Annotated in this window: 24 protein-coding genes; 10 read left to right on the top strand and 14 right to left on the bottom strand. The window is 52.0% G+C overall.

The window, feature by feature from the left end; genetic code table 11:
• The 4 genes from LKK83_RS26440 to LKK83_RS26425 form a co-directional block, all read right to left on the bottom strand.
• Window positions 1-267: hypothetical protein (locus tag LKK83_RS26440; RefSeq protein ID WP_324634463.1), on the bottom strand; the 267-nt coding region annotated here is incomplete at its 3' end.
• Window positions 268-3,000, bottom strand: coding sequence for a DUF11 domain-containing protein (locus LKK83_RS26435; protein ID WP_324634462.1), 2,733 nt, complete (start codon window positions 2,998-3,000; stop codon window positions 268-270).
• Window positions 2,997-3,602: a hypothetical protein gene (locus LKK83_RS26430; protein WP_324634461.1), complete on the bottom strand. Its 606-nt coding sequence runs from the start codon at window positions 3,600-3,602 to the stop codon at window positions 2,997-2,999. The genes LKK83_RS26435 and LKK83_RS26430 overlap by 4 nt, the downstream gene beginning before the upstream one ends.
• 274 nt (window positions 3,603-3,876) lie before the next feature.
• The gene (locus tag LKK83_RS26425) at window positions 3,877-6,339 is read right to left on the bottom strand and encodes a DUF7925 domain-containing protein (protein ID WP_324634460.1); all 2,463 of its coding nucleotides are present in this window, start codon (window positions 6,337-6,339) and stop codon (window positions 3,877-3,879) included.
• 475 nt (window positions 6,340-6,814) lie between these two features.
• Between LKK83_RS26425 and cutA the strand changes: the two genes are divergently transcribed.
• Entirely contained in the window at window positions 6,815-7,147 is a 333-nt protein-coding gene (cutA, locus tag LKK83_RS26420; RefSeq protein WP_324634459.1) for a divalent-cation tolerance protein CutA, read from the top strand.
• A 79-nt stretch (window positions 7,148-7,226) separates the two neighbouring features.
• Here the strand turns inward: cutA and LKK83_RS26415 are convergent, their stop codons facing one another.
• From LKK83_RS26415 to LKK83_RS26405, 3 genes are all read right to left on the bottom strand, one after another.
• The gene (locus LKK83_RS26415) at window positions 7,227-9,440 is read right to left on the bottom strand and encodes an AAA family ATPase (RefSeq protein ID WP_324634458.1); all 2,214 of its coding nucleotides are present in this window, start codon (window positions 9,438-9,440) and stop codon (window positions 7,227-7,229) included.
• A gap of 230 nt (window positions 9,441-9,670) precedes the next feature.
• Entirely contained in the window at window positions 9,671-10,186 is a 516-nt protein-coding gene (locus LKK83_RS26410; protein WP_324634457.1) for a hypothetical protein, read from the bottom strand.
• A 171-nt stretch (window positions 10,187-10,357) separates the two neighbouring features.
• On the bottom strand, window positions 10,358-11,272 hold the full coding sequence (locus LKK83_RS26405) for a hypothetical protein (RefSeq protein WP_324634456.1): 915 nt from the start codon (window positions 11,270-11,272) through the stop codon (window positions 10,358-10,360).
• A gap of 530 nt (window positions 11,273-11,802) precedes the next feature.
• Between LKK83_RS26405 and LKK83_RS26400 the strand changes: the two genes are divergently transcribed.
• From LKK83_RS26400 to LKK83_RS26370, 7 genes are all read left to right on the top strand, one after another.
• Window positions 11,803-14,319, top strand: a complete 2,517-nt coding sequence (locus LKK83_RS26400) for a diguanylate cyclase domain-containing protein (RefSeq protein ID WP_324634455.1) — start codon at window positions 11,803-11,805, stop codon at window positions 14,317-14,319.
• A gap of 113 nt (window positions 14,320-14,432) precedes the next feature.
• On the top strand, window positions 14,433-15,938 hold the full coding sequence (locus tag LKK83_RS26395) for a sensor histidine kinase (RefSeq protein ID WP_324634454.1): 1,506 nt from the start codon (window positions 14,433-14,435) through the stop codon (window positions 15,936-15,938).
• Window positions 15,939-15,969: 31 nt separating this feature from the next.
• Window positions 15,970-16,638: a response regulator transcription factor gene (locus LKK83_RS26390; protein ID WP_324634453.1), complete on the top strand. Its 669-nt coding sequence runs from the start codon at window positions 15,970-15,972 to the stop codon at window positions 16,636-16,638.
• Window positions 16,639-16,757: 119 nt separating this feature from the next.
• Window positions 16,758-17,096: a hypothetical protein gene (locus tag LKK83_RS26385; protein ID WP_324634452.1), complete on the top strand. Its 339-nt coding sequence runs from the start codon at window positions 16,758-16,760 to the stop codon at window positions 17,094-17,096.
• A 194-nt stretch (window positions 17,097-17,290) separates the two neighbouring features.
• Window positions 17,291-17,677 carry a DNA-binding protein gene (locus LKK83_RS26380; RefSeq protein ID WP_324634451.1) on the top strand — a complete coding sequence of 129 codons (387 nt, stop codon included), beginning with the start codon at window positions 17,291-17,293 and terminating at the stop codon, window positions 17,675-17,677.
• 144 nt (window positions 17,678-17,821) lie between these two features.
• Window positions 17,822-18,262, top strand: a complete 441-nt coding sequence (locus LKK83_RS26375; protein WP_324634450.1) for a pirin family protein — start codon at window positions 17,822-17,824, stop codon at window positions 18,260-18,262.
• Window positions 18,186-18,416 carry a pirin family protein gene (locus tag LKK83_RS26370; protein WP_324634449.1) on the top strand — a complete coding sequence of 77 codons (231 nt, stop codon included), beginning with the start codon at window positions 18,186-18,188 and terminating at the stop codon, window positions 18,414-18,416. The genes LKK83_RS26375 and LKK83_RS26370 overlap by 77 nt, the downstream gene beginning before the upstream one ends.
• Window positions 18,417-18,443: 27 nt before the next feature.
• Here the strand turns inward: LKK83_RS26370 and LKK83_RS26365 are convergent, their stop codons facing one another.
• Window positions 18,444-18,689, bottom strand: a complete 246-nt coding sequence (locus LKK83_RS26365; RefSeq protein WP_324634448.1) for a hypothetical protein — start codon at window positions 18,687-18,689, stop codon at window positions 18,444-18,446.
• Window positions 18,690-18,718: 29 nt separating this feature from the next.
• Between LKK83_RS26365 and LKK83_RS26360 the strand changes: the two genes are divergently transcribed.
• Complete coding sequence (locus LKK83_RS26360) at window positions 18,719-19,363, top strand: DUF928 domain-containing protein (RefSeq protein ID WP_324634447.1); 645 nt, start codon at window positions 18,719-18,721, stop codon at window positions 19,361-19,363.
• 13 nt (window positions 19,364-19,376) lie between these two features.
• Here the strand turns inward: LKK83_RS26360 and ftsZ are convergent, their stop codons facing one another.
• On the bottom strand, window positions 19,377-20,516 hold the full coding sequence (gene ftsZ, locus LKK83_RS26355; RefSeq protein WP_324634446.1) for a cell division protein FtsZ: 1,140 nt from the start codon (window positions 20,514-20,516) through the stop codon (window positions 19,377-19,379).
• A gap of 2 nt (window positions 20,517-20,518) precedes the next feature.
• Between ftsZ and LKK83_RS26350 the strand changes: the two genes are divergently transcribed.
• A complete protein-coding gene (locus LKK83_RS26350; RefSeq protein WP_324634445.1) occupies window positions 20,519-20,737 on the top strand; it encodes a hypothetical protein in 219 nt (72 codons plus the stop codon).
• Here LKK83_RS26350 and LKK83_RS26345 read toward each other — a convergent pair.
• From LKK83_RS26345 to LKK83_RS26325, 5 genes are all read right to left on the bottom strand, one after another.
• A complete protein-coding gene (locus LKK83_RS26345; RefSeq protein WP_324634444.1) occupies window positions 20,730-23,273 on the bottom strand; it encodes a sigma 54-interacting transcriptional regulator in 2,544 nt (847 codons plus the stop codon). The two genes, LKK83_RS26350 and LKK83_RS26345, sit on opposite strands and share 8 nt — an antisense overlap.
• A gap of 193 nt (window positions 23,274-23,466) precedes the next feature.
• Entirely contained in the window at window positions 23,467-23,703 is a 237-nt protein-coding gene (locus LKK83_RS26340; RefSeq protein ID WP_324634443.1) for a hypothetical protein, read from the bottom strand.
• 38 nt (window positions 23,704-23,741) lie between these two features.
• A complete protein-coding gene (locus LKK83_RS26335; protein ID WP_324634442.1) occupies window positions 23,742-24,386 on the bottom strand; it encodes an HAD-IA family hydrolase in 645 nt (214 codons plus the stop codon).
• 48 nt (window positions 24,387-24,434) lie between these two features.
• Window positions 24,435-24,725 carry a hypothetical protein gene (locus LKK83_RS26330; RefSeq protein ID WP_324634441.1) on the bottom strand — a complete coding sequence of 97 codons (291 nt, stop codon included), beginning with the start codon at window positions 24,723-24,725 and terminating at the stop codon, window positions 24,435-24,437.
• Window positions 24,726-24,887: 162 nt separating this feature from the next.
• Window positions 24,888-25,274 (bottom strand): nuclear transport factor 2 family protein, encoded by a 387-nt coding sequence (locus LKK83_RS26325; RefSeq protein ID WP_324634440.1) that lies wholly within the window; start codon window positions 25,272-25,274, stop codon window positions 24,888-24,890.
• Window positions 25,275-25,454: the final 180 nt, after the last annotated feature.

The following is a 25,454-nucleotide window of genomic DNA, read 5'->3' as shown; positions in this document are numbered from 1 at the left end:
AACAGTATTTTGAGAGTTGTCAGTTTTTCCAACAACATTGAAATCCATCCCTACATTTGAAGCAACATTTTGCCCGTGGGAATAAACCTCCACAGTAGACTGGGAGGGGGATAGAGAAAATTGAGATAAATTAATCTCGGTGTTAGTCGAATCCGAGGGTTGTAGATTGCGGGGAGTAGAGGACTCCCGGGCGATCGCCGAAGGGGAAAACAAGCAGACAGCGATCGAAGGAAACAGAAGCACCGATGATTGACGATTTAAAAGCATTTAATTATCCTCCGGAGTACCGACAGGTGGGGAGGGGGGCACCTCCGCGGCGGGGACGACTGCGAAATTCATGCGTGCCATACCACCAGGTTCTAGGCGAACCAGACGCGAGAGACTATTCCGTTCGCTGACATAAGAATTAGGAGCTAAAGTAAAACCCGGGACACTATTGAGGTCCAAAGCGCCGGTACGATAGCCAGCCACCACATTAGCCACAGAGAACAGACCGCGTTCGTCCGTAATGATGCGATTACCATCATCGAGGAAAATAATCGCATTAGGAATACCCGGTTCATCCGGTTGTTGTTCGCCGTCGAAGTTCTTATCTTCAAACACGCGACCGATTAGCGTCCCGCAATCCGAGAGAATTCCCGGGTCGAGACGCAGTTGGTGAATCGCCGGACCGTCCTTAATATCCAGACCGGTATCCGTGCGACGACCGTTAGCGAAAGCAGAATTGCGACCATTACCGCGAAGGGCGTCTGGGGTGACGCGGGCGGCGTAGACAATATTAATCACTTGCGCCGAAGGGAGAGTTACGCCGCGCAGGTCAAAAGCGATCGCGCGTCCATCGCGATCGATGGTCACAGGTAATTCTCGTCCCTCCAACTCAGCGCGGACCGACCCTTCGCGCAACTGGAACCCAAACGGTAATCGGTCCGTAATCACCAAACCCGATATAGGAGAACTGGACAAATTCCGAACTGCCAGTCGATAAATCACCGTATCGCCCGGTTCGGCGGCGGCGCGATCGCCAGTTTTATCGATTTGAATTTCCTGCGCTTCGCACACAGCAGTAGTCAAATCGAAGCGACCCAATGCCAAACCCACCCGGGAAGCATCGCCAATATCAATGCTTCCCGTGACGCTAGTTGCTTCCGACGTAGCGCCAATCGGGCGTCCATCCAACGCCGTCACCCGATAAGTCACCACACCATTCTCATTCGACAAAATTTCGATGCGGAGACGACGTTCAGCATAATTGCTTCCCGAAGGCGGCGTCACCAACAAAATATATTGACGGCCCGGGTTCAACTGACCCCGATTCACATCCAGCAAGAAATTGTAAGTACCATTTTCCCCATTTGACAGGAAGAACGGGTTAGCGTTGGTGACATTTGGTTCCACCCCAACGGGCACATCATTATTCGGGCGATCGCGCTGTTCAGTTGGCGTCAACGCCACCACTCCTGCAATTCCGCCCGTGGGGTCATTGGGGTCCGCTTCATACAGACCCACCTTAAACCCGGTATAGTCCGCCAAAATCTCCCCAGCGCATCCGGTAATTTGACCCAACGGCGTTTGAGAAGGGGTAGTCAGCAACGGAGGCGGAATAATCACCGTTTGTTGGTCTCCCGGTTCGTCGGGAATTTGCGGGTCTGTAGGAATACCCACCGTCACCCCAGTGCCCGTATCGGGAATTTCCGGAACTTCCACTTCCACCGTAATCACCACCCCATCATCGGGCGGAATCACCACATCCACCGGCGTGGTCACCGGTTGTGCTGGTGGGGTATCCGGTAGGGGTGGTGGGGTGGGGACATTATCCGGTAAAGGTGGAATCGACGGTTGCGGGAGAGGGGGGAGGGAAGGAGACGCAGTGGGTTCTTCCGGAGTCGGAGTTGGTTCCGGAGTCGGAGTTGGTTCCGGCGACTCCGAGGGGAACGGAGTAATCGTCGGACCGGGAGAAGGGGAAGGCGAGGGAGAGGGCGATTCCGGAGGGAAGCAGTCTTGAATCAGGAATACTCCATTGTCGCTGTTGAGCATAGAATAGGACAAACCGCGAACGATACCGCCGGTGGTGACGCGCTGGATCGATTCGGGGTCGGGAATTTGGAAGCGCAGGGTTCCGTCTGTGGGGTTGCGGATGACGAAATCGAAATAAAGTACGTCTCCTTGTTGGATGCTGCTGCTGACTCCTTCGCGAATGTTACGGATTTCTTCGATAAACTCTTCTGCGAAGTCGCGCAGGAGTTGTTCTTTATCCGGGACTACGGCGATCGCTGCTTGAAAGGCGTCGCGAAACGCATCATCTACTGCAGCGTTATCGCCGGAAGCGACAATACTCGAAATCACTTGTTCGGTTACCGCTTCCGCTTCCCGTTCGCTCAGTCCTCTCCCGACTAGCAAGCTTTTCGACAGTTCGGCGGTAACGGTGACGGCGGTTTCCTGGGCGCGATCGCGTTCTAGGGCGGCGATCGCTGCTGCTTGAGTGGGAACCGCTTCTACCACTGCATCTCGCGCGGCGATCGCCACTTCCCGGAAACTGGAATCTATCGGTAACTGCGCCAAAGTCACGGTAACTGCGATCGTCGCCCGGGTTGCTTCCCCCTGAGTAAATCCCAGAGCCATCAATTCATCCGCCAGCCCCCCAGCGAACAATCCGGTGACGCGATTATTGGCACTATCGCGAATCCCACTCGGGTCTACCGCCACCGGACCGTCGGGAATCACCGGGAGTACCACGGAATTGGTTGTCCCTTCGATGCGTTCCGCCGTTCCGTTGGTGTTGTAACTAAACGACCCTTCATTTTGCAATAAATAACCCGGAACCACACATTGGGGTGCATCTTGTTGCGCCGAGGCCAGTTTCGGTTGCCAATTTCGCACGGAAATGCCGAAACTCCCCGCCGCCACTATCGCGGCGAGCAGAATACCCGGAACCGCCGCGCCATCGAAGAACGATTCGCGGTTGTTGCTTGGTTCTGTGCCTCTGCGTCTGTCCTGGTTCATTTGACTGTGACTTGAAACTGTCCGGACACCGTAGCGATCGCGGGGACGGGATTCTCAAATTGCCAGCGAATATGGGTATAGCTCGACGCCGGTGCGGGTCGAACTTCCCGCCGCCCATCTTCCCTTTCCACTTCCACTGTGGGATTCGCCACAAAGGTTTCCCCGTTATCGATGCTGTAGGTTATCTGCGCCGCATCGCTACTGGTAGCGGAGTCAAGGATATATTCCATCGGCGGCGGAATCGGTTGTGTGAGGGTGAAATTCACAATCTCGCGATCGCGATTGTTTTCCCCCGCGATCGTATATCGAATCCTATCCCCCGGTTCCACTGTTGCTTGCGCCGGCAATTTCAACCACTCGGTGGTTTCCCTTCCATCCTCCTCTTCCACTGTCACTAATTTATGCGCTTCTAACCGAATTTCTACCCCATTCTCTTGACTCAACAACCGGGTTTTTCCCCAGTCACTTCTCGGCGTAACCCCCATTTCCCCCCTTCCACCCCCATCAATCTCCCACGCCCCTCCCCTCGGCGAGACTGCTACAGCAAAACTTCCGTTAAAACTTAATATTAAAATGGCAATGATTAAAAGTAATTTAGTCATTTGTCCTTTATCATTTGTCCTTTATCATTTGTCCTTTATCATTTGTCCTTTATCATTTGTCCTTTATCATTTGTCCTTTGTCCTTTGTCCTTTGTCCTTTGTCCTTTGTCCTTTGTCCTTTATCCTTTATCCTTTGTCCTTTGTCCTTTGTCCTTTGTTCTTTATCATTTATCATTTATCATTTGTCATTTATCATTTGTCATTTGTTCTTTGTTCTTTGTCCTTTGTCCTTTGTCATTTGACCAATGACCAATGACCAGTGACCAATTACCCTTTAATTCACCTGTCGCTGAAAGGTAAAGGTTCCCGACTCGCCCGGTCCGAGAGTACCTCTAACGCGGACAACATAGCGGGTGACGTCGGAATCCACAGTGGTTCCGCGTTGTTCTCCTGTAGGATTGGTCGCGGGTTGACCGCTAAAGAACTCTACCGTTCCCCCTCGAGAATCGGTGGCGGAACCGACAACATGAGAGGTATCGATTCCCGTTGTCGGGTCATTATCCCCATCAATGTTTTCGGTATCCAGCGCCCAATTATTTCCCCCGGGATTAGTGGTAGGGTCGTAGGTTGTTCCATCTTCAACAATGACTACATCAGTTGCATCTAGGGTGACATTGCCCGGTCTTCCTTGGAGAGAAAAGTTGTTATAAGTCAAACGATATTCGATAATATTACCCGGTCCGGGAGATTTCGGGTCGGGGCTAAAGTTGTCTTGACCGGGAATAATATCCGGTCCGTTACCTTGAAGCAAGCGAGATTCTTTATTAATTTCGACAAATCCGGTGTAAATGCGATTAATTGTAGTATTGCCGGTTTCCGTGGGGTCGAAAGAACCATCGCCATCTTCATCAATAAAAGCGGCGATCGGAACCGGATATTGACTGTTGGGTTCGGCGTTGGGGAGTTGAACCGAAACGCCGTAATCTGCGGGGGAAACATCAGAGGGAATAGTAATTGGGGTATCGGTCGTGGAAAATCCGGTAGCGGGGTCGTAAACGTAGGTAACCGATCGCCCTCCATAGGTAATCGTCACTGTAGTTCCGGCGGGTAACGCATTGGGGTCCTCTGGCGGGGTGGGCGCGAGGGTAATCGGTTGTCCGGTAGTATTGCGTACCGTGTTGGTAAAGTTACTAGGCGGTGGGGTGAAGGTTTCTCCCGGTTCGAGATTCGCCGGAATGGGTAGCACTTGGTTGGTAAAATCGTCGTTATCGTCGGTCGGTCCGATCGCGTCGGGTTGTCCGAGAGGTCCGCTGAAAATACCCGACTCCACTGTGGAAATCGGCACTACATTAGCCTCCCCGCCCGGACCTTCCCCGGTGTTATCATTGTTGGGGTCTTGTCCGTCAGTTCCCGGGTTGGCGACACCGGTCCCGATAAGCGGATTCTCGGTGCTATCCGTGGGCGGAGGCGTTCCATCATCGTTAAAGTTATTCGGATTTTGGTCGCCAGACTCGTCATACACCAGCAAGTCAGGATTCCCATCAGTTGCGCCGAAGACTTGGGCGATATTGGCGATCGCTGCATTCCCGGTGACGCCATCGGTCACTACCTTATACTCAAACCCACTAACTGTAGTTCCCGCCGCGATCGTCCCGTTAAAAATAAACCCGATGCGGGTGACATTTCCCATCCCGCCCAGGGTCTCCACATCCGTGGTCCAAGGCGCTTGCATGGCATTGATTTCGGCGGGATTGGCGTCGGTAAACACCACCTCCCATCCCGTAGGCGCAGTCCAGCTATCTTCAATTAATGTAGTTCGGTCGGGAATCGCATCTGAAACTAACAAGCGATTGATGGTATTCCCATCCACGGTAAGAGAAATTCCCGTAGTCGCCACTAAGTCACTCGGAACGATACCGCTACTTCCGGGCGGAAGACTCGATCGCACATCTAAAGTCAACTGATAGTTAATTTCGTCATCCCGAGGAGTGGCGGGATTATTCACTTCCACCGGCGTGGCGTGAGTTTTGTAAAGCGCCACTAACGCCAAGGGAACCCCCGCCACTGTCGCCGTTTGGGTGTCGCTTGCTTCGCGAGTCCCATTGACTGGATTTCCCGAGGTTTCCCCCGCCACGGAATTATCCGCCCCATCCACAGTAAATACATCGGTGGGATCGGCGACTCGTTCCAAATTTTGGGCATTGTTGGGGGTATTACCCAGGGTTACGGTAATTTCGTCATCGGCGATCGCGCTATTCGCCACCGTGACGGGGACGCGGACCAAAATACTTTCCTGCGGCGAAAACGCATTGCTGGTAAATTCATTCCCGCTGATTTCCGTCCAAGTGGTTCCGCCATTGACACTGAACTGCAAATTCCCGGAAATGCTTCCCGATCCGACTACCGTCGCGGAATTGGGAATCCGAAATCGGGTCGGATCGTTCCCCACATTGGTAATCTCGTAGCGGTAATAAAGCAAATCGCCCACGTCGATTTCACTCCCGCCATCCGCAATAGAAATCCCATCGGATTGGACGGTAATCCCCGCCACTTCCGCCACGGTGAGAATCACCTCGTTGGAAAACACGGGGTCGAGAGGAACGCCGGGATTGTTTGGGTCTTCAAAAGTACCGGTGGCCCGGTTTCTAATCTGCGTCCCTGCTGGAGTCACCTGGGCAAAAACCGGAAACTTCCACCAGAATGCTGCAGGCAGAATCATCATTCCACCCAACACCGCTACGGCAATTAAATTGTAAGGTTTTCCCTGCTTTTGGTCAGGGAGTTTAGGGGAGTACACGGTAAAAGATGACCCTGTTTACGGTAGTAGATGCGTAGATGCCCCTAATGGCTAGCCTTTTACAGTATATTTACGAAGTTGTCTTAATTTGACGATATTTATTCTAGTAGATTCACGGTTGACCTATCCAAAAAAAAATTTTTTTGTCTGTCAACCATTTCTGGTATGATTATTCCCTTTTGGCTGCAAAATCTTTCACCCCTCCTTCCCTGGCATTTTCCGAATTGCCCAGTCTATTACCATAAAAAGTGCGAAATTGAGGAGTTTTAATAAAACTTTAACTGCAAATTCATAAAACTTTAGAGTGAGGAGAGAATAATGTACCGGAAATCACTGAAACCACTTGCCCATAGGGGTTGACATTTTTTCTGAGTCATGGTAAAAAAATCGAAACTTGTGAAATCCGCTCTTTTCAAATACAAGGGGCTGTAGCAGACTAGCGATCGCAAAATCGTTCTATAAATAAGGAGTCGAAATGGAAACCAATACGGATAATGTGCAATATGGAATCGTCTTGGTCACCGCCGAATCCCGAGAGTCCGCCGAGGCGATCGCCGAAGCATTAGTAGAATCCCATCTCGCCGCCTGCGTCAGTCTCACCCCGGTGCGATCGATTTACACTTGGCAAGGAGAAGTCAATCGCGATGACGAAATTCAACTGATTATCAAAACCGACCTGCAACGATTTGACGCCCTAGAAGCTAAAGTGCGCCAAGTCCACCCCTACGAAGTGCCAGAAATCATCGCCCTTCCCATTCACGCTGGTTTTGCTCCCTACCTACAGTGGATTTCCGAACAAGTGCAATAGGTCAATGGTCACTGGTCGCTGGTCATTGGTTATTGGACAAATGACCAAGGACAAATGACAAACAACCAATGACCAACCACTAATAACAAACCACAAACGCGATCGCCGTTTCCCAAGGAACCGTTCCATTCCCTAACTCCCGTCTAAACGCCGCTTCCACCGTTCGCACTTCTGCGGGAGATAACATTTGCGCCAAACGAGTGACATAACTGGATCGGCCCCGAGTTGCGGGAGTAAACCAGCGATCGAGGACCGTGGGAGTCACCGCCATTTGAACGAGCGATCGCTCCTGGTACAATTCTACCCTAAATCCCGCCTGTTGAAACGCCGCTTGCAAATCTTCTGCCTGCCAATTTACCATCGGGTCGGACTTATCCTCATAAATGGCCTCTTCCGCCGCCACCAGACGGTCATATAACCCCGCCTGCAACCGAGAGCGATCGAGGAAGCGATACAGACGTTGGGTCTGCTGAGGGACGGTTTCGGCTAAAATCAGTCGTCCCCCCTGTGGGAGTAACTGGGTCAAACACAGAGCGATCGCCGGTTTATCCGCTTCGTGGAGGATCGCATTTCTGCCGATAATCCGGTCGAACTTCATAGGGGGCGCATTTTTTGCCAATCGATTCGGTAACTGTGATAAACTGGAATGCAGCACCTGCGGGCGCATCAGTTCGGGCAGGGCGATCGCCTGTTGTGCTAAATCCTTCGCCTCAGTTGCACTGCGACACACTGCATACACCCCGCCTTCGGGGACTCGTCGAATCGCTTCCCAAGTCAGCAATCCGGTTTTGGCATGTAAGTCCAAAATCAGGTGATGGCGCTGGGGTTGGGCGAGTTCAAACAGGCGATCGCGCAGGCGTTCCATGGCGTCGCCCATCTGGCCCAAAGTGCGCTGCAACCAGCGATCGGCGCTGCGATCGCTGGGGCTATAGGTGAGAATTTCTGCCGGCACTTCCCCCGCCCCGGAAGCAAATGCGGCCAACTGCGCTTCCCGTCGTCGTTTCACCCGAACGGCAATTTCCCCTTCGCGCCCCTGAGAGGACGGTTGATAGAACAGTTGCCCTTGCAAATTGGCGGGGAGATATTGCTGCGCCACCCAATGGTCGCGATAAGCGTGGGGATACAAATATCCCGCCCCGTGACCGAATCCTTTTTTATCCCGGGATGCATCTTTCAAGTGCGTGGGAACTTGGGTTTCCCGTTCCTTTTCCACCGCCGCCAGGGCATCGAAAAATCCCATCGCGCTATTTGACTTAGGTGCGGTGGCCAGGTATAATGTTGCTTGCGCTAAATGATAGCGTCCTTCCGGCATGCCCACGCGATCGAACGCGGCGGCGCAGGCGTTGACCACCACCACCGCCTCCGGATCCGCCAATCCCACATCTTCGCTGGCGAGGATTAACAGGCGACGAAAGATAAAGCGCGGGTCTTCTCCCGCATACACCATTTTCGCCAACCAGTAGAGGGCCGCATCGGCGTCGCTACCGCGCATACTTTTGATAAATGCGCTGATAGTGTCGAAATGGGCATCGCCTTCTTTATCGTATAATACCGCCCGCTGCTGAATGGATTGTTCCGCCACATCCAGGGTGATGCAAATGGTTCCGGCGTCGGTGGGGGGAGTGGTTTCTACGGCGAGTTCCAGGGCGTTGAGCAAGGAACGGGCATCGCCATTGGCGACTTGAATCAGATGGCCGATCGCCTCGGGTTCGATGTGGATACTCAGTGTGCCATACCCCCGATCGCGATCGTTGAGGGTTTGCTCTAGAACTTTATATAAGTGCGCTTCGCTCAGGGATTGCAGTTGGAAAATCCGCGATCGGCTCACTAAGGCTTTATTCACTTCAAAAAAGGGATTTTCCGTGGTTGCGCCAATCAGAATCACCGTCCCATTTTCTACCCAAGGTAACAGGGCATCTTGTTGGGATTTATTGAAGCGATGCACTTCATCTACAAATAATATGGTACGCTGGGAATGACGGTCCCGGCGCTGTTTGGCGGTGGCGATCGCCTCGCGAATGTCTTTCACCCCAGAAAGTACCGCATTAATAGCAATAAAATGGGCTTTTGTGGTATTGGCAATCACCCGCGCCAAGGTGGTTTTTCCGGTTCCTGGCGGCCCGTAAAATATCAAAGAAGAAAGGCGATCGGCTTGGATAGCGCGCCTCAACAATCGTCCTTCTCCGAGAATGCTCTCTTGCCCGATAAATTCCTCTAAGGTGCGCGGACGCATCCGCGCCGCCAGGGGTTCTTTGGGTTGGCTATCTGGCAGGTTTTGATTGAATAAATCCATCAATTAAATCGAGTTTAAGTGCAATTTTATTTTACCAAAAATGTGAAAAGCATGCGAGATTAATCGGGAAATAATTGCCAAAATTAATACTCGTTTTAACCTATCCAAATTATTGATTTAATCGAGATTAATATGGCTTAATTTGTATTAAATTAATTGCCATATTTTTGACTAAAAAGCATGATAGGTTATCCCACCCGAAGATGGGTGGGAATAGGAGAGAATGGGGGTTAGAGATGGGTGGGATATTGGCTGAGGGAATGTTGGCGATCGCGTTGAGTCAGGGGTGGAAAAACCAGAGAGGTTTCGCGGTTCACTAAAGCTTGGAATATCTGTTGGTCGAGGCCCCAAACTTTGCATTCAAAACTGGCGTTAACGCGCTGACCGCCTTTGCGAACCATCGCCCAGTGACAGTGGGGCAAAATCCAATCTTGAAATTGGCGAGCAGCTTGTAGAGAAGGGAAGCCGAAATAATCCACCCAGCGTTCCCCATCAGCGCACAGAGACACCATGCGAGTGCTAATCGTTAGGGTTTTCCAGTTTGCGGTTTTCGGGCATTGTGCCAGCATCGATTTCCAGGCATCTAACACCCCAGAAAGTTCTTGTTTGGTCAGAGAGTATCGCGATTTGGGGGTGCCCAGGACTTTGGCAATTGTGGCGGGGGAAAATGCTTCGCCACTTTGGTGTCGGTCGATAGAGCGAACTTCCTCTATCAACTGAGTTTTCGTGGGAATTTGGCGAGTCATGGCTGGAGGTAAAAGCGTGGAGAATTGAACATGGATAGTTTTATTATAGCATAAATCCCCAAACTGGAGGGAGTTTAGGGGAGATTTGCGGGAAAAATTTAGGAATAAAAATAGTCGCCCGGGGGAGAGTTTCCCGTCACGGGAGAAAGAGGGGAAAAGTGGTGAGCGGGATTACCATTTCAGGAAGATAGAAGAGCCAGCGATTTCGTCATCGGTGCCCAGGATGATGCCAGAGATGCCCGGTAACAGTTCGATCGCTTCTACCTTGTGACCCGGGAGACGATGTAAAGGAACCAGAGAAGAATTGCCTTGAAACCCGAAGCGATCGCCTTGCAGTTGAAACATGCCCACCACATAAACTGCCGAAGTAAACGGGCCTTCATCGCCAGGGTCCGTAGCCGAACTGAGATAGAGAATGCCCGTAGGATTGACTTTAATATCAGAAATGTGACGAACGTCATTTTCCGGCCAAGGAACGCGGATAATAGTCGAACCGTGTAAAGAGACGCGATAGGTAGTTGGGTCGAAACTGCCCCAATAAAGAATACCCGGGTCTTCATCTTGGCCACGATGTGCCCAAACCGCGAGCAATTGACCGTCAACTTCTTGTAATGCAAAGCCTTCTAAATTCGCTTCGGGATCGACCTCGGGTAAAGTAAAGACCTCGAGAAGTTCCACAGCGCGATCGGGGACGAGTTGAAAATGATAAACCGTGCCATTACTCGATGCAGCCATAAAAGAAGGAGTCGTGCCGAATGGTACAGTGGTGAGGGATTCTAAATCCACCGGATAGGCGGCATTGGGAGGCCAAGACAAGGGAAAATACTCAGGGGAATTGTCGCCTTCGAGGGAGATTAAAGCCACGCGACCTTCCCCGGGATTTTTGTTATCATGGACAACCAGAAAACAAGCGTTAGGGGGGCAAGAGATCCAGGAGAGAGGTTGTTGGGCGATCGCCATGCCACTAATGCCGAAGCCAATGCCACGTTTGACCTGACGCCACTGGCGGGAGAAAGCGAGGAGCGAGATGAGTACGATGAGAAATCCGCCCATCAAAAAAACAAATGGTTTTTGAAATTTATGCATTGACAACCTCCGGAGAAATTAAGATGGCGAAAAACACAGACATGGAATAGAACCCCCTGGGCCAACCCACTGAGGCGATATCTTACCTGATGCGAAATTGGCCGACCAAGTTCTAAGCACCCGGGTAGGGGGGGGAGTACCCTGGCGAGGGGTGGGGTTCCAGTGTCACCGGAGGGAGGGGAAAAAGGCAAGTCTAGGGGGAGGGACAGCAATTGAGATTAAAGACGAAGCGGATCCAGGCGGCCTCGGAAATTCGCCAATATCTTGTTTTAGGATAAGGTAGAGTGGCAAAGGCAGCGCGCCCGGGTTCCCGGAAAAGTCCACCGTCCGAAAAAGTCAATGTTTAGATGGAACAATAAAATCAAAATCCAGGTACAGTATGAGTATAAAATATCACTCGATAAGCCGGAGTAGTTGACAGGAATGTTTTTTTTGCCACAGGCAACCGATGTCTTACCTGCTGACAGAACCCTCCATCTGTGACCGGCCTAGAGATTTTCCGCGCTTTCGTTGTGAACCTCCCAGGATCCATGATTGATAACACCGCGTTTTCGATCCATCTTGCCATTGACCGCCATCCGCTAACAGTGACCGCCGAGACCCGCGTCAGCGAAGTCATCGTGTTGATGAGTCAGGAGCGATCGAGCTGCGTGCTGGTGGTGCAAGGGCGCAAACTCCTGGGAATTTTCACCGAACGGGATGTGGTGCAACTCAGTGTTGGGGTGAAGCCAGAGGACACCCAATCCTTCGCGCAACTGTTTGGAGAGTGCCCGATCGCGGAGGTGATGTCCCACAAGCTCGTCACCAGACTCGAATCGCAACTGCAAGATTTAAAAACCACCCTCAACTTAATGCGATCGCATCAAATTCGGCATCTGCCCATTGTAGACGAGCAAGACAATCTGGTGGGAATCATTACCCATCAAAGCATTCGCAAAATTGTCAAACCCGCCGATTGGATGCGCTTGCGCCGGGTTGGCGAAGTGATGACGCCCCTAGTGATTAGCGCCCCGGAGTCGGCGTCAGTGCTGGAATTGGCGGGATTGATGAGCGCCCATGACGTCAGTTGTGTGAGCATCGCCCGGAAGATAGAAACGGGAAACGGCAATCCAGAGACTTGCTCAGACACAGGAGAAAATCCACCGATAAAAATTCCCCTCGGAATCGTCACCGAACGAGATATCCTACAGTTTCAGGCATTAGGACTAGACATCGCGCAACTGCAAGCGATGGAGGTGATGAGTTCCCCGGTATTGCGCGTGCAACCCACCGATTCCTTGTGGAAGGCGCATCAGTTAATGCATCAGCATCGAGTGCGTCGGTTGCTGGTCATCGACGAGGCGGGGGTATGGCAGGGAATCGTCACTCAAACCAGCTTGCTGCAAGGCTGTGCGCCGATGGAAATGGACGAAGCGATCGCCGCCTTGCAGCGCTTAGTGGACGAACGAACCAGCGAATTGCGACAAGCAAACGACCAATTGCGCCGCGAAATCCTCGATCGCAAACAAAAAGAAGCCGCCTTAAAGTTTTCCCAAGCCCGTCTCGCCGGCATTCTCGATAGTGCGGACGATGCAATAATTTCCGTAGACGAAACCCAGTCCATTCAACTGTTCAACCAAGGGGCGGAAAAAATCTTTGGCTACTGCGCCTGGGAGGTACTCGGGCAATCTTTGGCGATTCTGTTACCGGAAAACCAACGCGAGATCCATCGACAGCATATCGACAATTTTAGCAAAACCACCGACAAAGCCCGCCGCATGGGGTCTCGCAGCCAAGTATTCGGTCGTCGCAAAGACGGCACCACATTTCCGGCGGAAGCATCGATTTCTCAGTTGGAAGTGGGTTCCGAGAAGATTTTTACCGTGATTCTGCGCGATATCACCGCCCGGGTGGAAGCCCAAGCCGAAATTCAGCGACAATTGGAACGAGAGCGACTGTTAGCCGGCATGCGCGATCGCATTCGCCAGTCTCTCGACCTCAACGAAATTCTCAACACCACCGTAGCTGAAGTCCGCCAATTTTTAACCACCGATCGGGTGATTATTTACCGCTTTCAACCGGACTGGAGTGGCAAAGTAGTCGTCGAATCCGTCGCCGACCCCGCCATGCCCCTGTTAGGACTGAGAATTCTCGACCCCTGTTTTGGCGAAACTCATGCCGAACTTTACAAACAAGGTCGGATTAAAGCCACCACAGATATTTATAACGCCAATATGAGCGAATGTCACATCAATTTATTAGTGCAATTTCAAGTGCGCGCTAATTTGGTGGTGCCGATTTTATTCAATGAAGACTTAAGAATTACGCAAAACTTTCAACTGCTTGGCTGCGATTTTCCGCAAGAACATTCCCAATTGTGGGGACTGCTGATTGCCCATCACTGCACAGAAGCCCGCCATTGGCAAACTTGGGAAATGGATTTTCTCAAAAGTTTGGCCACCCAAGTGGCGATCGCCATCCAACAATCTTCTTTATTCGAACAACTGCAAGCCGCCAATCAACAGTTACACCAACTCGCCGCCCTCGATGGCTTAACCCAAGTGGCCAACCGACGCGGATTTGACGAAACTTTAAACCGAGAATGGCGACGCATGGCCCGCGAAAAAGCACCGTTGTCTTTAATTTTATGCGATATCGATTTTTTTAAACTCTATAACGATACTTACGGACATCAAGCCGGCGATGAATGCTTGCAACGGGTTGCCGCTACGTTGAAAAGTTGCGTCAAACGTCCGGCGGATTTGGTAGCGCGATATGGTGGCGAAGAATTCGCAATTATTTTACCCCGCACTGAGGCAGCGGGTGCGTTAGAATTAGCCCAGGAAATTCGCCATCACGTGCGGCAATTGCAGGTGCCACACGCCCAATCCCCCATCAGCCCGTATGTGAGCTTGAGTTTGGGGGTAGCTCATACCATTCCCCGCTCCGGCACTTTACCCAATGTGCTACTAGCGGCTGCCGATCGCGCCCTTTACGACGCCAAAAATCAAGGCCGCGATCGAGCCGCGTTGCACCCTTTGCCCGGTGCCGCCCAAAGAAAAGCCTAACCGCCGCTTCACTTTATATAAAAGCAGCCCTGGGAGGTTTAGTATAAATTGGAAACAGGGCACTGCTGCGTCCCGGGTGGTACGCGGGTCAGAATATCAATCCGTCCCCAAAAATGTCAAAAACCCCGTACAATAAAACAAAACCCCAGCAAATGCACTTGCGAAACGGCTTGAACTGGTTAACTCGAGCGATACCCCACCCCAAGCGATCGCGCCCGCAAAACCCCGAGGCGCGATGGCACCCCTATGTATTCGGCGTCCGCACCCGGATCGTGCTGCTGTACGTCCTGCTGATGGCTTGTTCCACCCAAGTCTCCGTCGCCGCCATCCGCCACGTCCTCTACCACCGATTTCAAGACCGAGTAGAACAGAACCTCAGACAAGAAATCAAAGAATTCCAACTTTTACTGCAAAAGGAGAACCCGCAAACCGACTATAATCTCGCCGCCGTTTTTCACCAATTTCTTTCCACTCACATTCCCCACGAAGGGGAATTTATGGTCGCCTTACTCGATGGAAAATTATACGAATCCAGTCCCACCGCACTCCCTGCGCCCTTGGCACAGAATGCGGCGCAAATAGAACGCTGGGGACAACAAAACCAACCGCAGCGCGGCGAGATAATCACCCCCACCGACAAACTACTCTACCAGATTCAACCCCTCACCATCGCCGACGAAACCCGAGGCGTGTTTGTGGTGGTGCAGTCCACAGCGGGATACCTGCAAGAAATCGAAGCGGTGGTCGCTTTAGTCACCCAAATCACCGGGGGCGTATTGCTCGTCGCCTGCATTTTCGCCTGGGTGGCGGCGGGGCGCGGATTAGCCCCCCTGCGCCTGCTTACCGAAACCACCCGTTCCATCAGCGCCTCCGACCTGACGCAACGCATACCCGAACGCGGTTCCGACGAAATCGCCGTTTTGACGCGCACCTTCAACCAAATGCTCGATCGCCTGCAAAATGCCTTTGCCACCCAACGCAATTTTATCAGCGATGCGGGTCACGAACTGCGGACCCCGATTACCATTATTCGCGGTCATCTCGAACTCATGGGCGAGGACCCGCGCGATCGCGCCGAAACCCTCGCCCTAGTCAATGACGAACTCGATCGCATGAGTCGCTTCGTCAACGATTTGCTGCTTCTGGCCAAAGCGGAACAACCGAACTTTTTGCACCCAGACCGCTTAGACCTGCAGGAATTTACCGCAGAATTATACGCCAAAATCACCGCCTTGGGCGATCGCGCCTGGACCTTGGACGCCAAAGGAAGCGGTGCGATCGTGGCGGACCGACAGCGCCTCACTCAAGCATTGGTCAATTTGGCGCAAAATGCCACCCAACATACCCACCCCGGGGATACCATCGCCCTGGGTGTCTCCCGCAATCACACCGGGGTGCGCTTGTGGGTGCGCGATACCGGCACCGGCATTCCCCCAGACCAACAAGAGCGGATTTTCCAGCGCTTTGCCCGGGTGGGTCGCCGCCGATCCGAAGGGGCGGGATTGGGATTGGCTATCGTCCGCGCGATCGCCGAAGCGCATCGCGGTCGCGTGGAAGTGGAAAGCAAGCTGGGTGAAGGCTCTATCTTTACCTTAGTCTTGCCGGTCAATTATATTTAACCGTATCGTCCTCCACCCCTAACCCTCACCCATGAATCGAATTTTAATCGCCGAAGACGAACCCCGAATTGCCGCCTTTGTGGAAAAAGGACTGCGATCGCATGGCTTTACCACCGTGGTGGTCGAAGACGGTCGCCAAACCCTGCAAATGGCCGATAGCAACGACTTTGACTTGCTGATTTTAGACTTGGGTTTGCCCGACATGGACGGATTAGAGGTATTGCAGCAATTGCGCGGACGCGGCGAATTTTTGCCCACCATCGTTCTCACGGCGCGGGATAATATCGACGATAAGGTGTCTGGATTTGAAATCGGTGCCGATGACTACATGACCAAACCCTTTCGGTTTGAAGAACTCCTCGCCCGAGTGCGCGTCCGCCTGCGCGATCGCACCCGTACCCCCGGGAAAGACCCGATGACCCTCAAACTCGGGGATTTGACCTTGGATTTGCGGACGCGCCGGGTGACGGTGGGCGATCGCCTGGTGGAACTCTCTGCCCGGGAATTTACCCTGGCGGAAACCTTCATGCGCCACCCAGACCAAGTAATGAGCCGCGAACAGTTATTGTCTCGGGTTTGGGGCTACGATTACGACCCCGGCTCTAATATTGTAGATGTTTATGTGGGCTATTTGCGAAAAAAATTCGGTAGCGATCGCATCGAAACCGTCCGAGGCATGGGCTACCGAATGCGCCGCTAAACCCAGCGCTCTATGAATTTATGAGAACTTTCTCATCTTTGTTTCATCCCCGCTTTACTCCTGAATGTGAAACTGAATGATAACAAACATTCGCGAGTATTTCCGAGGCGCACAAAACCATGAAAAAATTATCAGCGATCGGCTTAACCTCAACCTTAATGGCCACCCTTTCCACCGGATTGATGTTCGGGTTTGCTCCCCCCGCTACCGCCGATGAAATCGTCACCGAAGAAGGGGAAGTGGTGCAACTGCTCGATGATGGATTTATTCTCGATACTGGCACCGAAGAAATTGCGATCGATACCTATCCCCTCGGAGAACGAGACCCCCTGGATTTGACCGTGGGCGAGTCGGTCTCCGTCTACGGCGAACTCGATGACGACGACGCCGAGATTGATGCCTTTACCATCACTCGCGAAGATGGCTCGACGATTGAAATTCCCGATGATGATGATTGAAAAAAATTAGTTGAGGTTGAACTCGAACGCGCCAAGTAATTTGCATCCTTTTGAAGTGACTCGTTCCCAGAAGCTCTTGGGAACGAATTTACCATTTTTTTATCTTAAACTACAACAACCGAAACACAGACGATCGCGGCTTGGGGTAAACATAATGCATGGCGATAGTCTATCTATGAATTGGGGGGAGAGTAATGAAACTAACACGCTTATTGCCCTTAGCCACCATTTGGATAATGATGGGCATTTCGGCGGTCCGGGCGGAACTCGAACCGGTGCCGATTCGCGAGTTACTGGAAAAACCAACGGGAGTGGCGATCGCAGGCGAAGTAAAAAGCATTGTGGGTAACGAATTTATTCTCGATGATGGCACCGGACAAATTATCGTCGATGCCGGTCCGCGTTGGTGGCACCAAATCGAACTGCTTCCCGGAGAAACCGTTACCGTGGTTGGCGAATACGATGACTACGATTTTGATGCCTTTTCCATCACCCGCGAAGATGGAACCCTCATCGAAATTCGCGACGCTTCCGGTCCTCCACCTTGGGCGGGCGGACCAAATCGTCGGCGGCGGAATTGAGAACTGAGAATTGACACCAATATCAACCGCATTTGAGATGAATTTTATATTCTCCCCAATCCCATAGAGGAAAGGCGGATTATGGTTGGTTGAAAACCAACCTATCATACTTTTTCATTCGCCCATTATTACGATCCAAAACAGATGGGATTTCGGCATCTAGGAGTCATCAACCAAGATCGGGTGCGAGGGGGTGCCGGATTTCCGCCGCATTCTCACGCCAACATGGAAATCCTCACTTACGTGCTAGAGGGGGCGCTGGAACATAAAGACAGCATGGGGAATACCTCAGTGATTCGGGCGGGGGATGTGCAGCGGATGAGTGCGCGGACCGGCGTCACGCACAGCGAGTACAATGCCTCGGAGGGGGAATGGGTACATTTGCTGCAAATTTGGATACTGCCCGATCGCCTGATAGCCGCCGAGTTACGAGCAAATTACCGTTGCACGGGAGAGGAAGCGAGGAAAACTCGAATTAATTGCCTCGCCGCATCATGGCGATCGCGCCGTGACGATCCATCAAGACGTGAATCTTTACGCCACCTTGCTGCAGAGGGGAGAAGAAGTGGTGCATCGCCGCCTTGAAAACCGCTATGGGTGGGTACAGGTAGCGCGCGGAAGCGTCACCCTGAACGATCGCCCCCTGACAGAAGGGGATGGGGTTGCTTGTGGGGGGTCGCAATTGCTGAAACTGGTGGGGGAGGAAAATGCCGAGGTGCTGTTGTTTGATTTAGGATAAAGCGACAGGGAGAGGGGGCGGGTTTTTTCACTGGTTTGGCGATCGGCATTCTGGGGAGAGAATACCCGCCCCAACAATGGGGAAAAAACCCAATTCAGACAATGCGATCGCCCCAAAAAAATTAACAATGTATTTTCCTTTCAGCGGTTCGGGAAAAGTGAAACAAGCAGGTACAATAAAGCCATCTGCCGTTATTCGCTCTTGGTAAAAAATCACCGTATATGCTAGAAACAGAGCCGAGCCGGATATTGCGAGTTGCTTGTTTGGCGTCATTGCTGACCCTATTTTCCCAGTTACCAAACATGGCACCGATAAAAACAGTTTCACCGGCCAGGGCGAATCCCTTACCCGTGCAAACCGCTCAGATAGAGGATACAGAAGGATGCATTCTCGGCGATCGCGAAGCACAACAGCCATTAACTGCATTAATTCCCACCGAGGAGCGGGTAATTTCCACCCTAGCCAGATATCCCACTTTTTTATTTTACCTGCCGCCCACTGCTGCCGAAAGGGCAGAATTTATCCTGTATGATGACCGTCGCCAGCCCCTTTACAAAGTTGTGTTTGTCATCAGTGGCGAAGGGGGAATAATCAGCCTGAATTTACCCACAAGAATTAACTTACAACCGTTAGAAATTGGGCAGCGCTATCCATTTTCCCTGTCCGTGATTTGCGATCCGAGTGCCCCCGATCGCAATTTAACCGTAGGGGGAAGAATCGAGCGAATCGAACTCCCAGAAAGGGTAAAAATGGAAATAGAAAATGCCCTCCTCGGCGATCGCCCCCGGATATATGCCGAAGCGGGCTTATGGCTGGATGCCTTAACCCAGTTAGCGGCATTGCGCCGCGCCAATCCCAATGACCCGGCCCTACTCAGGGAGTGGGAAAGTACGTTAAACGCCTTGGGATTAGAACCGATTGCCCAAGCGCCATTCGTGAATCCCTAACCATAGCGGAATCCTACCGAGGCGATCGGCGATTTTGCAGAAATCCGGGCAGATCCAATCCGGGAGAGGTGGGGGGTTGTTGGGGTTGAGGTTTGGGGGCGGGAGGAGGGGGTGGCGCGGATGTCGGTGGTTGAGACAGAGTGCGGCGCTTTGGCGGCGGTACGGGGGCGGAGGTTTCGCGACGGATGGGGGGTTTTTCCGACGCGATCGCCTCCGGTTCGGTAGAAAATCCGGTGGCAATCACCGTCATTTGCATTTCCCCTTCCAAGCGATCGTCGATCGCCGCGCCGAAAATAATATTTGCGTCCGGATCCACCAACTCGTAAACTGCTTCAGCGGCGGCATTCACCTCATGCAAAGTCAAATCCATGCCGCAAGTAATATTAAACACCACGCCCTTCGCCCCTTTAATCGAACTTTCCAAAAACGGCGAAGACATGGCACTGAGTGCTGCTTGTCTGGCGCGAGATTGACCTTCCCCGATGCCAATGCCCAACAAAGCGGTACCGGCATTTTTCATCACCGATCGCACGTCGGCAAAATCCACATTCACCACCCCGGGAACCACAATCAGATCCGAAATTCCCTGCACCCCTTGGCGCAGGATATCATCTGCCACCTGGAAGGCATCTTGCACCGGCAGATTATCCGAAATCACCGACAGCAGCTTGTCATTGGGAACCGAAATCAGGGTATCCACGCGACTTTGCAGGGCCTCCATGCCGGCGTCAGCTTGGTTGGTGCGCCGTCTCCCCTCGAAGGTAAAGGGACGAGTCACCACCCCCACTGTCAGCGCCCCTTTTTCCCGCGCCACTTCTGCCACAATCGGGGCCGCCCCGGTACCGGTTCCGCCACCCATCCCGGCGGTGACGAACACCAAATCGCTACCCTCGAGGGCCTCGGCAATTTGAGCGCGGGCATCTTCCGCCGCCTTGAGTCCGATCGCCGGATTGCCACCGGTTCCCAGTCCTCGGGTTTGCTTGTGTCCGATTTGCAATCGGGTATCGGCATAGCATTGGGCTAGCGCTCTCGAATCGGTGTTAATGCCCACGAATTCCACACCGAATAGTTCGCTGGCAATCATCCGGTTGACGGCATTGCATCCGCCACCGCCCACGCCAACGATTTTAATTTTGACTAAACTATTAACCACTGATGGTTCCTCCTGGATGTCTGCCGTTCGAGCAAGCGATCGCCTCTGTCATTGTGCCAGATAAACACCCCGCGATCGCGATCGCATTGCCCTATCAATTGCCCACAATCGAAAAATTGTCAGCATTTCCTGTTCTATTTTTCCGATTTCCTCGGGTCACGAAACCGGAAACTCCCCAAGGAGCCAGACCCTCGCCCTTCTATCTCCACTGTTTTACCTGACGATAATCGCCCACATGCAAGCGGCCAAAACCACAGTGGCGAGATGTTGGGGCAACAGCGATCGCACCGGTTGACGGGCTATTTTTTGGGTTAAAACCACCGTCAATCCCACGGCGACCATTAAGGTCGTGCCCTGCAAAAATTCAATCACCGCCGGATGCGCCACCCAAATCGGCAATCCTTCCCCACTCAATCCAAAGGTAGCAAAACTCACCGGCAAAATGCGTCCCGCCTCGGTTAACCCCAAGCGCAGATAGTGAGCCAAACTTCCGCCCAATACGAGGGGCAAATACCCATATGCAAGCTGCAAGAACGGTTTCGGTTTCGGTTGGCGATCGAACAGCTTCATCGCCCCATGCGCCAGAAAAGGAACGCTCACCGGCACCAACAATGCCGCCACCGACAGGGCAAAATGCGGCCAAAACTGGGTTAAATCTACATTGAATTCCAGTTGGGCATTAATTTCCGGCAAGCGATGCAAAAAGATGCCGCCCAATAATAATAATAACAGCGCCACTTCATAACTGCGCGGCACGTGGGTGGTCCAGAGTTCAATTCCCGGGGGACGTAAATTAAATTCGACTGACCGATGGGGACAAGCTTTCAAACAAGTCATGCACAGCACGCAATCGCGATTGTCTTCTAATTGTGCTGGGTGAGAATAAAGCGGGCAGCCGTTGGTTGCCATGCCTTCGCCTTTTTGCGGGCCGCCTTTATAACACTGATAGGTGGTACATTCGGCGGAACAAGTGCCCTGCTGCGCTCGCAGTTCGGTCATCGAAAGTTTGGCAAACAATCCGTTCATGCCGCCGATTGGGCACAGATAGCGGCACCAAAACCGCCGCTCGAAAATGGCGGAAAAAATCATCGCCCCGGCGGTAATCAGCAGCAGCAAACAAGCGGAAAGATAGGCGGTATTTTCTAAATTCCAGAGTTCTTCCCAGAGGAAAATTAATGCGAATAAGCCGAATAAGAACCAGCCGCCCCATTTTTCCGCATCTTGTCGCGGCCAGTATTTCAGTTTGCGGGGGAACAGCCACAAGGAGAGTTTTTGGGTGATTTCCCCGTAAATCATAAAGGGACAAATGGCGCACCAGAGACGTCCGACGAAGGGAAAGGCAAACAAGACCACGGGCCACCACCAAGCCCAAAATAAGTTTAAGGCCAGGTTGCGATCGCGCGTTTGCGGTCCGAGAAATAACAGGGCAACTACTAGGGCGAAAAAGGCAAAGGTAAAACCATAATTGATGCGATCGGGCCACCAAGGACTGCGAAGAAAGTTCCGCAAGCGGGGATATGCGTTGAGCAAATTAACGCGAAATTGTTTTTTCTTGCTTTGTGCGGACCAAAAGATTTCTTCCGTGAGTTCCGAGGCGCAGTCAGACTGGACGATCGCCCGTTCTACCAGGTTTTGCAATTCGCGAATATTGCCGGGAAAATCATAGGCTTGCAGGCGGCGCAAGGCTTCCGGGGTGAGATGGGGTTTTTCGAGACCTTTGGCGCGACAGTAGAGGCTGGTATAATAGTCCACTTGAGCGGCAATATCGGCTTTACGAACCCGCAGGGGTGGGACTTTGATGGTGCGCTGGATGTGACGTTCGATTTGTGGGAGGCGACGTTCCCCGATCGCGATGATTTTGGCTTGGCAGGTTTTGGGTGACGGCGGAGGATCCCCTGACCGCGTGACGGGGGTATAGGTTTGGGTTTCCAACAGGTGGGCGATCGCCTCGGTGAGTTCTGAGGGCAGTTCTTCGATATTATTTAAGACTAATGTGCCTTCGCCTAACCATTCTAAAAGTCCCGGTTTGCCTCCCGCGCGCCCAAATAATTCCGCACCACTGGTTTGCAGAATGCCGCAGTCAATTTTGACGATCGCGCTTCGGCGGGCGGGTGAACCAAAGTGAATCAAGGCGGCGGTATTGTCTTTTTCCAGTCCCGGTTCCCCGAAAATGAACACCGACAAGCGATCGCTGCCCGCTTCGCGGATTTGTTGGCGCAGGCGCGCCGCATAGCGACTTTTGCCCACAATCCCCCGTTTGGCTTTGGCGATCGCATAGGGGCGCAGTTCGTTTTGTCGTTGTTGTTCGTAATCCAATGCCTCGGAAACATCGGCGAGTTTTTCCACCAGGAAGCGGGAAAAGGTTTGGGCAATTTCGGGGTATTCTTGGACTAATTGTCCGAAGCGATCGCGAGGCACAAACCACAGGTGACATTCGGTTAACGTGGTCACGGTTTGGCCGGCGTTTTGGTCTAAGATGAGTTCTTGTAGGTGAATCACGCTTCCGGGTAACAGGGAGGCGGGATTTTTCGGATCTGAGGCGATCGCCGCCCTCTGGCGGGATTTACCCGCTACTTCTAAGCGTCCCTGTTTGAGGATGTAAAGTCCGGTGGGTGGGGTTTCTTCTCTCGCCAACACTTCGTTGGCATCAACTACTTTTTCTTCCAGCATTTGCGCGATCGCCTTTAATGCCGGTTTGGAAAGAATGCCTAGGGTGGTTCTTTCGCTCAACCACGTCACCCATTCTCTGCCGCTCATAAGCCTGTGCTCCCTCAATGCTGTGTCTTATTTTAACAAGCGCGAGGCTTTTTGATAAATTGCTTCACCTACATTGCAAAATCTCTGTGCAAAAGCTTTCCGCTTTATCCCTCGAGGGGGATAATTTTTTTGCATCTTCCCGATTAAATAAACTTTAACTTGGCTTTGACACCGGGGAAGAATTGTGGTATAATTAAATATTATTTATTGATGATTGGCTGCGGGGCTGTGGAATTGCCGGCGCGATCGCGGCGAGTAAGGGCGCAGAGTGCAGATCGAAAATATCTGAGGGAAAAATGGGATTAGACAGTTCGCAACTCGTGGATTTGTGGGTGCCTTTGGTTCTGCTTGGGTCTATCGTGTTAGCAGCCATTTTTTTCAGCAGCAAATAATCGGCCAACTGCGCCAAGGCGGCGGTTTTCCGATCCAAGTAAAGCGACCCTGTGGGAATGGAAATGGCACAGGAGATTAGGACTGCTGTAAGTGGCCGATCGCCGCAATTAATTCCTCGGGGCGATCGAGAGCAAAATCGGGATTGTGCTTGACTAATACTTCTTTAGAGTTAAATCCCCAACTCACGGCAATCACCTGCACGCGCGTGTTTTTTGCCGCTTCAATATCCCGGGTTTCATCTCCCACATAAATAACCTCTTCCGGGAGGAATTTTTCTTGGCGCAAAAACTTTTTAATCACTTTACTTTTGCCAAAAAGCGTGGAACCCGAATGCACGAAAGAGAAGACTTCATGTAAATCATAGTTGTGCAGAAAAGTTTTCACATTGTCCTGAGAATTCGAGGTGACAATGCCCAGAGGATAGCCCTTACTTTTCAGGTCAGCGAGGACGTCAATGATGCCGGCGATCGGCTTTAAGTTTTGAATTTCTTGGTTTAACTCCAGTTTGACCATCTGCAACAGAAACGGGACTTTTGCTAGGGGAACCTTGGCGGTTTTAATAATTTGCATAGAGTTTAAATTTCTCAGCGCCTCCACATCTTCTGCAGTGGCTTTTTGGTAGCCAAATTCACCGGATAGCCGATTGGTAATTCGGACAATGGCCTCCAGAGAATCCACCAAAGTTCCATCAAAATCAAATAATACAACTTTTCGGTTCATTGCGCTCCTCGCTTAGTTGGCTATCCAACACCTTAATATAGACGATTGTCAACAGCATTTATCGGCGGAACCGAGGCATCGATAGTAACCGGTTCCGGAAAAGGGAGTGATTCCCGCTATCTTTTTCCACTTTACCCTTTTCCCTGGGTAGGTTAGATTTCCGCATTGACCCATAACCCTTGATATTTTTCCCATAATTCCACCCGCGATCGCCGCTGTTCCCAAAACTAAAATCTTCTCCCCATCCCCCCTTGGGGTTCGTTGCGCGAGGGTGTGGCGATCGCATTCCCCGGTGGGGTCAGCTTCAGGGCGCGTCACGCGATCAAATCTGAGTTGCATTTCAGCGGGAATCTGTGGAGGATATCGCCGTTGTGCGCGATCGCTAAAATTCTACTACAGCCAATCCATTCTGCACCTGGGCGGGGGAAGGACACTCCCCTGTCAATTCACTGCATCATTTAGCTAAGGTGCCTTACTCCCTAAAGAATGCCGCGATCGCCTTTAGCGCAAAATCGGACTCCCGTGGTGATGAATTAAATACCATTTTCCGCCCATCAATTCAAAAACATTCGTCGCCACAGAAAACGATTTATTTTTCTGAGCGCCACTCACCTGAATCACCTTTTCAACCAACACCACATAGGCCATATTATCCTGAACTTCAGTGGCGGTAATTTGCAGTTCGATTTCCAAAGACTTCGTGACCCGAAAAATCTTTTCCCACCCGGCGCGGATGTCGTCCCATCCTTTTAAAACCTGGCGTCCGGGATGAACGCAAAGACTGCTGGTTCCTTGGGACCAAACCGCACTCATCGCCGCGATATCTTTATTTTGGAACGCTTGATAAAAAGCCTGATTGGCATCTAAAACATCTCGTTCGACAGACATGGTTTCACTAGGGTTAACGTTCATGTCGTATTTTAGAATAATCGAGAGTCTGCGGGGTATCGCCCAGCAAAGGTTAAACTAAGCAATTCCGTCACCAGAACTGCTCGTCTTCAAAACCGGACTTGAGACTTTCACCTCATCCGGGGACTCAACAGTTTGGCCTTTGTCATAGGCACCGAG

It is taken from the genome of Phormidium sp. CCY1219 (assembly GCF_035615515.1).
Classification (GTDB): domain Bacteria; phylum Cyanobacteriota; class Cyanobacteriia; order Cyanobacteriales; family Laspinemataceae; genus CCY1219.
This window is presented reverse-complemented; position numbering and strand designations above follow the sequence as displayed.